Raw genomic sequence first — 11,852 nt, forward strand, 5'->3', positions numbered from 1 at the left:
CACGGGATCGAGCGGCTGAGCTGAGCCGCGTCCCGCCGGAAACCTGCGGGACGGCCGGCCCCGAGCCACTGAGCGGGTGCCCCGAGCCGACACCGGCCGGCTCCGAGCCCCAACCGTGACCGAATCTCCCCCAGGATGTGACCTATCTCCTGGGGGAGAGTCGTTTTCGCAGGTCACACCTGCATCGGGGGTAAACCCCGGGCACAAAGGACTGTCCAATTCGTGACGTAATGCACTGACACCGGGCGCAGGTAGGGGACAAGCTGATGTAGGAAGTCGGGGGATCGATTGAAACCGGGAGTATGTCAGTGAGCACGATGCCTCTTGCCCTGTTGCTGACCACCGCCGCTGCCACGGCCGTGGGCGCTGCTGCTCTGCACGCTGCTCACGGGCTGCGCAAACAGGTGACGGCCCTGCGGAGGGAGCTGGCCGCGGGCCGCGCCCGTACCGCCGCCGTGCCCCAGCAGATCCGCAGCACCGCCACCCCCGCAGCCGAGATCCGTGCGGCCGTCGCCGAGGCACTCGCCGAGGAGCGCGAGCGCGAGCTCGCCGAGGCCCGCGCGTTCTGGGCCTCCCAGGAGGCGCGCGATGCCGCGGACGCCCCGTCCCTGCTGGGCGGTCTGTCCGGGATCGGCGAGGACGCGCCGTTCTTCATGCCGCGCCAGGCGGACTTCACGGGCCTTGAGGCGATGGACCTCGACGCCACCGAGGCGCTCGAAGAGCTGACGGAACTGGCCGAGCTGGCCGAGCTGGCCGAGCTGGCCGACATAACCGAGCTTCCGGAGATAGTGGAGTTCGCCGAGGACTCCCCCGAGCTGGCGGCGGCCCGTCGCCGTCACCCCTCGCACCCCGACTTCGTGCCGGTGCAGACCCCGGTCGCCACCGACCACGAGCGCACCGTGAGCCGGCTGGAGGAGCTCGCCGACAGCCGGACCGAGCTCGCCGACGTCCGCCCCGGCCCGCTCGGCACGCTCGATGTCTACGTCTTCGCCGACGGCACCACGCTCTGCATGACCCCCGGCCACCGCGAGACGGCCGAGCGGCTCGCCGAGGCCCTGCTGGCGGGTGAGCACCCGGTGCTGCTGGGCGGTTCCGGTGTCTCCGGCGCGTACGCGCTGACCTTCTCCTGCGGCAAGGAGAACGTCTACATACTCGCCGACCGCGTCATCGCCTCGTTCTGACCCGCGGGAACAGCCGGTTCCCGGGCAGCGGCCCTCGTCGACCGCTGCCTGCCACGACCTCCTGTACGGGGCGACGGTTACGCGAAAGCCCGGGCGGTCGCTTCCTCGACGAATCGCACGGCTTCGTCCAGTTCGGCGGACGAGGCCTTTTCCAGTGCCACCGCCAGGTCCCGGCCCGCGACCGCGACCTGGTCGCCGATCGCGAACATCCCCGCGTCCGGCATGATGCGCGGCTCGCGGTCCGGCGCCTCGATGCGCTGGGCCCGTATGGCCAATTCCCTGGCCGCGGCCAGTCCTTCGGCGGCCGTTCCGCGCTGCAGCCTGCTCTGCGGGGTGGCGCGCAGCCGGTCGGCGAATCGGTCCACGGCGATGACCAATGGGGTCGTATCGAGCATTCCGCGACCCTACGCGCCCTCCCGTGATGGTTGCCAACGGGCCGACGCTCAGGCACGGTGTCGGGAAGGACCAGCAACGCGCAATGCGTCGGAGGCGCCGATGACCCATGTCTTCTCCGAAGAGACCCATCGCAATCTGCTCTCCAGAATCCCTCACTGCACCGGTCGTGAAGTCTCCGACTGGCTCCGCACCGTCGAAGACGGCCCTGCCCTCCGGTTCGACGAGAAGGTCAGCTGGCTGCGGAGCGAACACGACCTCGCCTACGGACACGCGAAGGCACTCGTCCACGAGTACGACCTGAGGCGGGCGGCGCGGAAACTGCTCTAGGCGAACGCGACCCGGACCATACGAGACCCGGACCGACGGAAACGGCCCGCAGGCGGTGAGCCTGCGGGCCGTTCCGTTGGACGGAGCGTGCGTACGGTCAGTCGTCGCCGCTCAGGATGGAGAACAGGCGCAGCATCTCCAGGTAGATCCACACCAGGGTCATGGTGAGGCCGAAGGCCGCCAGCCACGACTCCTCGCGCGGGGCGCCGAACGTGATGCCGTCCTCGACCTGCTTGAAGTCCAGGGCCAGGAAGCACGCACCGAGGATGATCCCGATGACGCCGAAGAGGATGCCGAGACCGCCGGTACGGAAGCCCAGGCCGTCGCCTCCGCCGAAGACGGAGAACAGCAGGTTGACCACCATCAGGAACATGAAGCCCACGGCGGCGGCCATCACGAAGCCGTAGAAGCGACGGGTGACGCGGATCCAGCGCATCTTGTACGCGACGAGCACACCGGCGAAGACGCACATGGTGCCCAGCACCGCCTGCACCACGACGTCCATGCCCAGGGCGGCGTTGACCGCGCTGGAGATCACCCCGAGGAAGACGCCCTCGAAGGCCGCGTACGCGATGATCAGCGCCGGGACGGGCCGACGCTTGAAGGACTGGACCAGCGACAGGACGAACGCCACCAGGGCGGCGCCGATCGCGATGCCGTAGGACTTGCCGATGTTGGCTGGGTCGACCGGCAGCAGCGCCCAGGCGAGCGCGGCGGTGAGGACGACGGTGCCCAGCGTCAGGGCCGTGCGCGAGACGACATCGTCGATCGTCATCGCGCCGGTGCGCGCGGGGGCCTGCGGGGCGCCGTACTGGGCGTCCGGCTGGGCATAGGGGTTGGTGGCGTACGGGTTGGCGGCGGTGCCCTGCGCGTACGGGCCGGCGCCCGCGGTGGGGACCCCGGCCTGCGGCGCCGCGTTGAAGCCCGCGTAGCCGTTGTCGCGGCTGAACCCCCGTCGCGAGAAGACCGGGTTGCTGCTCCTCATCTCACTCCTCCATGGCCACCCTGCGTGGCCTTGGCACAAGAGTAATGGGTAGGCAAAAGAAGCACCGTAGTGCCAGGGGAGGATCTTTATGGAAGTTGACCGCTGCAGTGACGTCCGGTCGACCGGCACCGTCACTGATCGTCGCAGTGGTGCCCGGAACCGGACTCGAACCGGCACGCCCCCGAGGGGCAGCGAGGTTTAAGCTCGCCGTGTCTGCATTCCACCATCCGGGCTTGGCGCGCGGCTCCGCATTGGCACATGACCCTATCCGGGGGCGTCGCCCGATCAGCGGAACAGTGGCGCGATGTTGTCTTATTTTATTGACCGTTTGAGGGTCCGTCAGCACAGCATGGAAGGCGTAGCCACATGCCTGGGCGGGGCGATGGGCACCAAGACCCGCAATCGGGAATGACGGAAACTCGCCTCCCCCGGGAAGGCCCTGCGCGCCGTGGGTCCGCCACCCGCCGGGCAACGGCCTCACCGGCGCTTCTTGCTCCCGGACGATCTCCGGCCCTCCGGGGCCGCGGGCGCGCACGTGTCACCCGGATCACAGCGCCGCCCTCGGGCCGCGACGCACCTGGTGACTCATCCGCCCCGGCAGACGGAATCAGCCGATCGAGCGACGCAGCCATGCGCCGGCACAGCTGTGCGAGGGGTGAGCGGGGGTGCCGGCCCGGTTCGCCCGCCCCTCACTCTGTGTGATCATCACAGTCGGGTGCGCGCACTGCGGAGAAACCGGTTCGGCGTACGACCGGCTCAGGGTCCGTGTCATACCCGAGGAGGACGAATCGCCCCTTCGGTGCGACTCAAGTGGCCCTCCGGAACGGGCATGGGGACTGACGAACGGCGGCGGATCGGCGCCGATGATGGAGTAGTCCGCTTCCGGGCACCGAACCGAAGTCCTGAACAGGAGTGTCCCCGTGACCATCACCTCCACCGCTCACCGCGCCACCGCGGTGGCTGCCCGCGCCACGGATCTGTCCAAGGTCTACGGACAGGGCGAGACCCAGGTGAAGGCCCTGGACCGGGTCACCGTGGACTTCCCGCAGGGCGAGTTCACCGCGATCATGGGACCGTCCGGCTCCGGCAAGTCCACCCTCATGCACTGCGTGGCCGGCCTCGACAGCTTCAGCAGCGGTTCGGTACGGATCGGCGAGACGGAGCTCGGGTCCCTCAAGGACAAACAGCTCACCCAGCTCCGCCGGGACAAGATCGGGTTCATCTTCCAGGCGTTCAACCTGCTGCCGACGCTGACCGCGGCGGAGAACATCACGCTGCCGATGGACATCGCGGGCCGCAAGCCCGACGCCGAGTGGCTCCGCAAGGTCATCGAGATGGTGGGGCTGTCCGACCGGCTGAAGCACCGGCCCACCGAGCTCTCCGGCGGCCAGCAGCAGCGCGTCGCGGTGGCCCGCGCCCTGGCCTCGCAGCCGGAGATCATCTTCGGTGACGAGCCCACCGGCAACCTGGACTCCCGCTCCGGCTCCGAGGTACTGGGCTTCCTGCGCAACTCCGTGCGCGAGCTGGGTCAGACCGTGGTGATGGTGACCCACGACCCGGTGGCCGCCTCCTACGCGGACCGGGTGATCTTCCTGGCGGACGGGGCGATCGTCGACCAGATGACGCGCCCCACCGCTGACGGGGTCCTCGACCGGATGAAGGCGTTCGACGCCAAGGGCCGTACCAGCTGAGAGCCTGTCGGGTGACCTTCGATCGGAGAGCGGACGCGGCATGGTGCGTGCGATTCCAAGGCGTCGGAATGACCTTGTAGCGGAGCTACCAGGGCATTTCGGCAACGCCGGAAGCGTGCGTGCCAGGGCGTGGCCGCCCGATCAGAGGTCACCCGACAGGCTCTGAGCCAGGACCGCCCCCGCGCCCCCTTCCGGAACCCCTCATCCCAGGACTGACAGACATGTTCCGTACTGCCCTGCGCAATGTGCTCGCGCACAAGGCCAGGCTGCTGATGACCGTTCTCGCCGTGATGCTCGGCGTGGCCTTCGTCTCCGGCACCCTGGTCTTCACCGACACCCTCGGCAACGCCTTCCGCAACCAGTCGGCGAAGAGTTACGACGACGTCGCCGTCGCCGTCACCACCCACGCCGACCGACGCGACGACAAGACCTCCGGCATCGACGCCGCCACGCTCGGGAAGTTCCAGGGCCTGGACGGGGTGGCCACCGCAACCGGCCGGGTCTCCGGCTTCGCCGGGGTCGCCGACCCGGACGGCAAGCTGATCGGCAACGGCTGGTCCAACACCGGCGCCAACTTCTCCCCCGGCAAGAACGGCAAGGACGCCTCGTACACCTTCGTCGACGGCGCGGGTCCGGCCGGCGACGACCGGATCGCGCTCGACAAGGAGACTGCGAAGAAGGGCGAGTACCGGGTCGGCGACCGGGTACGGGTCGCCACGAACGGCCCGGTGAAGCAGTACACCCTCTCCGGTGTCTTCACCACCGAGGACGGCGCGGTCAACGCGGGCGGCAGCCTGGTCCTCTTCGACACCCCGGTCGCCCAGCAGCTCTACCTCAAGCCCGGGTGGTACCAGGACGTCACCGTCACCGCCGCGGCCGGCACCTCCGACCAGAAGCTGCTGGACGCGGTGAGGCCGCTGCTGCCCAAGGACGCCACCGCCCAGACCGGTCAGGTCCTCGCCGCTGACCAGGCGAAGCAGATCGAGAGCGGCCTGAGCAACCTCAACACGATGCTGCTCGCGTTCGCGGCCATTGCCCTGTTCGTCGGCATCTTCCTGATCGCCAACACGTTCACCATGCTGGTCGCCCAGCGCACCAAGGAGCTGGCGCTGCTGCGTGCCGTCGGTGCCTCCCGCCGTCAGGTCAAGCGCTCCGTACTCCTCGAAGCGGCCGTGGTCGGCGCACTCGCCTCGGTGATCGGCTTCCTCCTCGGTCTCGGTCTCGCCACCGGACTGCGCTCGGCGATGAGCCTGATCGGCGGGAAGATCCCGGCCGGACCGCTGGTGATCTCCCCCGTCGCGGTCGGCGCCGCGTTCGGCGTCGGCATCCTGATCACCGTGCTGGCCGCCTGGCTGCCGGCCCGGCGCGCCGCGAAGATCCCGCCGGTCGCCGCGATGAGCAGCGTCCACGCGGTGGCCACCACCAGGTCGCTGGTCGTACGGAACTCGATCGGCGGGGTGCTCACCCTGCTCGGTGCGGCCGGGATCGTCGCGGGTGCGGCGACCGGTTCGGACGGCCGGACGATCATCGGAATCGGTGCCTTCGTGGCACTGATCGGTGTCATCGTGCTGATCCCGCTGCTGTCGCGGCCGGTCATCGCCCTGGTGCGACCGCTGCTGCTGAAGCTGTTCGGGGTCTCGGGCAAGCTGGCTGCGCAGAACGCGGTCCGTAACCCGCGGCGTACCGGGGCGACCGCCTCCGCGCTGGCGATCGGTCTCACCCTGGTCACCGGTATCTCGGTGCTGGGGGTCACGCTCGGCCAGGCGGTCGACCGGATGACGACGGACAACATCAGGGCCGACTACATGATCTCGATGGCGAGCGGCGACTCGCTCGACGAGTCGGCGCTCGCCGCCCTGGAGAAGTCCGACGCCGTCGTGGCGGTCTCGCCTCAGCAGGCCGCCTCCATCAGGGTCAAGGGCACGCACCACTCGGTCTCCGGGGTCACGCCGGGCGATGTGCAGAAGGTCTTCTCGCTGAAGACGGTCTCCGGTTCGCTGGACTCGCTGGGCGACGGCGAGATCGCCGTAGGTGACAGGACCGCGAAGTCGAACGGCTGGAAGCCCGGCACCTCCCTCCCGGTGACGTACGACGACGGCAAGAAGGGCACCCTGAAGGTCGGCGCGGTCTACGAGGAGAACGGTTTCCTCTCACCGGTCCTGATGCCGCGGAACATCCTGACCGCACATCAGAGCCACCCGGACATCCGCGAGATCTGGCTGAAGACGGACGGCGGCGCGTCGAAGGCCAACGAGCAGGCCGTGGTCGACGCCCTGGGTGACAACCCGGCGATGTCCGTCATGGACCGGCAGAACATCCGGGACAGGTTCGGCGGCTTCATCAGCATGGCGCTGAACATCATGTACGGGCTGCTGGCGATGGCCCTGATCATCGCGGTGCTCGGGGTCATCAACACCCTGGCGATGTCGGTCTTCGAGCGCCAGCAGGAGATCGGCATGCTCCGGGCGATCGGTCTGGACCGGCGCAAGGTGAAGCGCATGATCCGGCTGGAGGCCGTGGTCATCTCGGTGTTCGGCGCGGTGGTCGGGGTCGCGCTCGGTACGTTCCTCGGCTGGGCGATCGGCCGGACGCTGGCCGCCTCCATCCCGGAGTACACCCTGGTGATCCCGTGGGACCGGATCGCGGTCTTCCTGGTACTGGCGGCGCTGGTGGGCGTGCTGGCCGCGCTCTGGCCGGCCCGCAGCGCCGCGAAGCTGAACATGCTGACGGCGATCAAGACCGAGTAGCGAGTGAGCCCCCCGACAGTGAGCCCCTGATACGGAGGGCCGGTACCCGCAAGCTGGAGCTGCGGGTACCGGCCCTCTCTGCCCTCGTACGGGTTCAGCCGGCCGCGGACGCCTTCCACTCACGGGCGCGCAGCGGCATCCGCGACGCCCCGCCGTCCGCCGGGCGCACCACGAGGATCTGGTTGACCCCGATCTTGTTGTGCTCGAACGACAGGGCGGAGGCCGCCATGTAGAGGCGCCAGACCCTGGCCCGGCCGGGCGAGGTCATCGTGACCGCCCGGTCCCAGTGCTTCTCCAGATTGGCGACCCAGCGACGCAGGGTCAGTGCGTAGTGCTCCCGGATCGATTCGACGTCACGGGCCTCGAAGCCGGCTTCCTCCAGCATGGCGACGGTCCGGCCCAACGGGGCGAGTTCGCCGTCGGGGAAGACGTAGGCGTCGATGAACTCGTCCACGTGGTAAGCGGACTCGTCCCGTTCGGGGCGGCGGGCGATCTGGTGGTTCAGCAGCCGGCCGCCCGGCTTCAGCAGGGCGTAGAGGTCGTCGGCGTACTCGCGGTAGCGGGCCGAGCCGACGTGCTCGGCCATGCCGATCGACGAGATGGCGTCGTACGGGCCGTCCCTGACGTCCCGGTAGTCCTGGACACGGATCTCGATCCGGTCGGTCAGTCCTTCCTCGGCGATGCGCTTGCGGGCGTATGCGGCCTGCTCGACGGAGAGGGTCACCCCGGTGACCTGGGCGCCGTACTCGCGGGCCGCGTGGATGGCCATGGAGCCCCAGCCGCAGCCGACGTCGAGGAGGCGGTCGCCCTCCTTCAGCGCGAGCTTGCGGCAGACCAGGTCGAGCTTGTCGCGCTGGGCGTCCTCCAGGCTTCCGTCGTCCTCCCAGTAGGCGCAGGAGTAGACCATGGACGGGCCGAGGACCAGTTCGTAGAAGTCATTGCCCACGTCGTAGTGGTGGCTGATGGCCTCCTTGTCGCGGCGCTTGGTGTGGAGGGGGCCGGTGCGGCGGCGGACCTCCTCGGCGGGCGGCGGCGGCGGCGGCCAGGGGCCCGCCAGGTGCAGAAGGCTCCGGGCGGCGGCCCGGAGCTTCGGGTCCCGGATCGGGTGGACGGTGTCCTTCGCGTCCGCGCCGCGCTCCCAGAGCAGTCCGGCCATCAGATCCAGCGTCTCGTAGAGATCGCCGTCGATGTCGAGCTCGCCGGCCACCCAGGCGCGGGCCAGGCCCAGTTCGCCCGGCTTCCAGAGCAGTCGGCGCAGTGCGCGGCGGTTCCGGATGACGAGAACGGGGGCGCCGGGCGGTCCGGATTCGCTGCCGTCCCAGGACCGGATCCGGACCGGCAGGGGTTCTCCCAGCAACTCCTCGGCGAGAGCGGTCAGCCGCAACGCGGCGTCTGCCATGGCGTACACCTCCGTGATGGTGTTTCCCAACATGCCCAAACATGCCCAAACATGCCTCGAACCACGCCATACACCCGTGGTGCCACGACGAGGCACACCCCCGTCAACACTCTCCGGCGCCAACGCCATCCCGCAGTGGCGCAACGGGACGGCAAAATATCTGTACATCACACGCATTTACCGGGCGGCCGCTCCCGGCCGCCGGACACGCCGAAGGGGCCGCCCGCACCACGGATGGCGGACGGCCCCTTCGGGCGTCGTACGGAGAGGATCCGGCGGACCGGAGCCCGCGCTAGGAGGCCTTGGCCTTCTCGCCCTCGGCCTTGGCTGCGGCCGGAGCCGGGGCCGGCTTGGCGGCCTCGTAGAACTCCTCGCGCGGCGTCTCCATGGCGCCGAGCGAGACGACCTCGCGCTTGAGGAACATCCCAAGGGTCCAGTCGGCGAAGATCCGGATCTTGCGGTTCCAGGTCGGCATCGCCATGCCGTGGTAGCCACGGTGCATGTACCAGGCGAGGCGGCCCTTGAGCTTGATCTTCATCTTGCCCATGACGATCATCGCGACGCCCTTGTGCAGCCCGAGACCGGCGACCGCACCCTTGTTGGCGTGGCTGTATTCCTTCTGCGGGAAGCCGCGCATCCCGGAGATGACGTTGTCGCCGAGGACCTTGGCCTGACGCAGCGCGTGCTGGGCGTTCGGCGGGCACCAGGCGTTCGGGTTACCGGCCCTGCGACCGACCATGTCCGGAACCTGGGCGTTGTCGCCCGCGGCCCAGATGTAGTCGGTGCCCTGCACCTGGAGCTTCTCGGAGGTGTCCACGTGACCGCGCGGACCGAGCGGCAGGCCGAAGCGGGCCAGCGCCGGGTTCGGCTTCACGCCGGCCGTCCACACGATGGTGTTGGAGTCGACCTCGAGGCCGTTCTTCAGGACGACGTGACCGTCGACGCAGGAGTCCATGGAGGTCGAGAGGAAGACCTCGACGCCCCGGGACTCCAGGTGCTCCCGGCCCCAGGTGCCCAGCTTCGGGCCGACCTCGGGAAGGATCTTGTCGGCGGCGTCGACGAGGATGAAGCGCATGTCCTCGCGCTTCACGCTCGTGTAGTACTTCGCCGCGTCACGGGCCATGTCCTCGACCTCGCCGATGGTCTCCGCACCGGCGAAGCCGCCGCCCACGAAGACGAACGTCAACGCCCTGCGGCGGACGTCCTCATCGGTCGTCGAGTCAGCCTTGTCCAGCTGCTCGAGAACGTGGTTGCGCAGGCCGATGGCCTCCTCGATGCCCTTCATGCCGATGCCCTGTTCGGCCAGGCCGGGGATCGGGAAGGTACGGGAGACGGCGCCCATCGCGATGACCAGGTAGTCGAAGGGCAGCTCGTAGGCCTCGCCGACGAGCGGCGCGACCGTGGCGACCTTGCGGTCCTGATCGATGGTGGTGACCCGACCGGTCAGAACCTCCGCCTTCGGCAGCACGCGTCGCAACGGGACGACGACATGCCGCGGGGAGATGCTGCCGGCGGCGGCTTCGGGAAGGAAGGGCTGGTACGTCATGTACGACCGGGGGTCGACGACCGTGACGGTCGCCTCTCCGTAGCGCATCTTCTTCAGAATGCGCCGAGCTGCGTACAGGCCTACGTACCCACCGCCTACTACGAGGATCCTGGGACGCTCCGTGGTGCTCATGCCATCGAGTATCCACCCCGCTCGGGGGGCATGCTCGTGAGCCCCTTCACAAGGTATCCCCCACCCTCTGCTACACTTCGCCGCCCGCGTGACCGATGTCATGGCGCCGCCAGGGAACCGCGATGCGGTGGCGAACGTTGTTCACCGCTTGTGAGCTGGCCCTTGAGCCCCGCGAGCGGCGCGAACCACCCCGTCGACCGCCCCTCCGGCGACATGTCCGGAACCGTCCGCATGCGCAGCGAACGTGCCCGCGGACGGCCACGGAGCCCCATATGGGGCAGAAGTGTGCGCCGAGGAACCGAATTCCTTGTGAAGAAGTTCACGAACTTCGTCGCGCCCCCCTCCCGAAGAGGTTCCGGAGGGGGGCGCGAAGGCTCAAAAGTGCAGGCGGGAGTGCGCATGAGCACGCTTTCGGCGCCTCCTGCCGCACCCCCGCGAACGGCCTTTCGGGCGCCCTTTCGAACGGGCTGCCGGTGGCCCCGGGCTACGCGGCGGACCAGGCGATCCCGTCGAGAATGTCGTGCTCGCTGACGACGATCTCGCGGGCCCCGGTCCGCTTCATCACGCCCAGCAGGACGAGCGCCCCGGCGGGGATCACGTCGACCCGCCCCGGGTGCATCGCGGGGATCGCGGCACGCTCGGCGTGGGTCGAGGTGACGAGCCGTCCGGTGATCTCCTGGACCTGCTCGAAGGAGATCCGGGAGTGATGGATCGCCTCGGAGTCGTACTCCTCCAGCCCCAGCGCGATCGCGGCCACGGTGGTGACCGTGCCGGCGAGACCGACGAGCGTGGCGGCTTCGTTGAGCGGGACCGTCTCCTCGGCCAGATCGAGGGCGGCGTCGATGTCCGCGCGGATCGCGGTGATCTGACCCAGTGTGGGCGGGTCGGTGACGACGCCGTCGCGTACGAGATGGCGCTCGGTCATCCGTACGCAGCCGATGTCCACCGACCGCGCGGCCAGGACCCGGTCGTCGCCGACGACGAACTCGGTGGAACCGCCGCCGATGTCCACCACCAGGTAGGGCTTCGGCAGGTGGTCGCTGCCCTCGAGCTCCTTGGTGGCGCCGTCGAAGGAGAACTCGGCCTCCTGGTCGCCGCTGATCACCTCGGGCTCGACGCCGAGGATCTCCAGCACGCCGCGGACGAACTCGTCCCTGTTCTCCGCGTCGCGGGAGGCGGAGGTCGCGACGAAGCGGATCTTCTCCGCGCCGCGCTCCTTGATGACGGCCGCGTACCGGCGGCAGGCCGCGAAGGTACGCTCCAGCGCCTCGGGGGCGAGCCGGCCGGTGCGGTCCACGTCCTGGCCGAGCCGGACAATCTCCATCCGCCGGTCGAGCTCGGTGAGCTCACCGGTGGCGGGGTCGGCATCGGCGATGAGCAGTCGGATGGAGTTGGTTCCGCAGTCGATGGCGGCAACGCGGGTCATAGGTGCTCCTAGAAATCAAGCC

9 protein-coding genes and 1 tRNA gene are annotated in these 11,852 nt (G+C 69.2%); 4 read left to right on the forward strand and 6 right to left on the reverse strand.

Annotated elements, in window-relative coordinates:
• Nucleotides 1–302 precede the first annotated feature (302 nt).
• Nucleotides 303–1,181 carry a hypothetical protein gene (locus AB0I23_RS17360; RefSeq protein ID WP_359110078.1) on the forward strand — a complete coding sequence of 293 codons (879 nt, stop codon included), beginning with the start codon at nucleotides 303–305 and terminating at the stop codon, nucleotides 1,179–1,181.
• Nucleotides 1,182–1,258: 77 nt separating this feature from the next.
• On the opposite strand, the gene AB0I23_RS17365 is transcribed toward AB0I23_RS17360, so the two are convergent.
• Entirely contained in the window at nucleotides 1,259–1,576 is a 318-nt protein-coding gene (locus AB0I23_RS17365) for a hypothetical protein (protein WP_359110080.1), read from the reverse strand.
• Between the two features lie 100 nt (nucleotides 1,577–1,676).
• Between AB0I23_RS17365 and AB0I23_RS17370 the strand changes: the two genes are divergently transcribed.
• Nucleotides 1,677–1,904, forward strand: coding sequence for a DUF4287 domain-containing protein (locus tag AB0I23_RS17370; RefSeq protein WP_037697864.1), 228 nt, complete (start codon nucleotides 1,677–1,679; stop codon nucleotides 1,902–1,904).
• A gap of 97 nt (nucleotides 1,905–2,001) precedes the next feature.
• Here the strand turns inward: AB0I23_RS17370 and AB0I23_RS17375 are convergent, their stop codons facing one another.
• Both AB0I23_RS17375 and AB0I23_RS17380 read right to left on the reverse strand, forming a co-directional pair.
• Nucleotides 2,002–2,889, reverse strand: coding sequence for a Bax inhibitor-1/YccA family membrane protein (locus AB0I23_RS17375; protein WP_359110082.1), 888 nt, complete (start codon nucleotides 2,887–2,889; stop codon nucleotides 2,002–2,004).
• A gap of 147 nt (nucleotides 2,890–3,036) precedes the next feature.
• Nucleotides 3,037–3,122, reverse strand: a tRNA-Leu gene (locus tag AB0I23_RS17380).
• Between the two features lie 687 nt (nucleotides 3,123–3,809).
• On the opposite strand from AB0I23_RS17380, the gene AB0I23_RS17385 reads away from it, so the two are divergent.
• Both AB0I23_RS17385 and AB0I23_RS17390 read left to right on the forward strand, forming a co-directional pair.
• A complete protein-coding gene (locus tag AB0I23_RS17385; RefSeq protein WP_037697867.1) occupies nucleotides 3,810–4,580 on the forward strand; it encodes an ABC transporter ATP-binding protein in 771 nt (256 codons plus the stop codon).
• Between the two features lie 221 nt (nucleotides 4,581–4,801).
• Nucleotides 4,802–7,327 (forward strand): ABC transporter permease, encoded by a 2,526-nt coding sequence (locus tag AB0I23_RS17390; RefSeq protein WP_359110084.1) that lies wholly within the window; start codon nucleotides 4,802–4,804, stop codon nucleotides 7,325–7,327.
• Nucleotides 7,328–7,421: 94 nt separating this feature from the next.
• Here AB0I23_RS17390 and AB0I23_RS17395 read toward each other — a convergent pair whose 3' ends face one another.
• The 3 genes from AB0I23_RS17395 to AB0I23_RS17405 form a co-directional block, all read right to left on the reverse strand.
• On the reverse strand, nucleotides 7,422–8,726 hold the full coding sequence (locus AB0I23_RS17395) for a cyclopropane-fatty-acyl-phospholipid synthase family protein (RefSeq protein WP_359110086.1): 1,305 nt from the start codon (nucleotides 8,724–8,726) through the stop codon (nucleotides 7,422–7,424).
• A 292-nt stretch (nucleotides 8,727–9,018) separates the two neighbouring features.
• The gene (locus AB0I23_RS17400; RefSeq protein WP_359110088.1) at nucleotides 9,019–10,404 is read right to left on the reverse strand and encodes an NAD(P)/FAD-dependent oxidoreductase; all 1,386 of its coding nucleotides are present in this window, start codon (nucleotides 10,402–10,404) and stop codon (nucleotides 9,019–9,021) included.
• A gap of 484 nt (nucleotides 10,405–10,888) precedes the next feature.
• The gene (locus AB0I23_RS17405) at nucleotides 10,889–11,830 is read right to left on the reverse strand and encodes a Ppx/GppA phosphatase family protein (protein WP_359110090.1); all 942 of its coding nucleotides are present in this window, start codon (nucleotides 11,828–11,830) and stop codon (nucleotides 10,889–10,891) included.
• Nucleotides 11,831–11,852 lie beyond the last annotated feature (22 nt).

Origin of the sequence: Streptomyces atratus (genome assembly GCF_040655115.1) — a bacterium.
GTDB classification, from domain to species: domain Bacteria; phylum Actinomycetota; class Actinomycetes; order Streptomycetales; family Streptomycetaceae; genus Streptomyces; species Streptomyces atratus_D.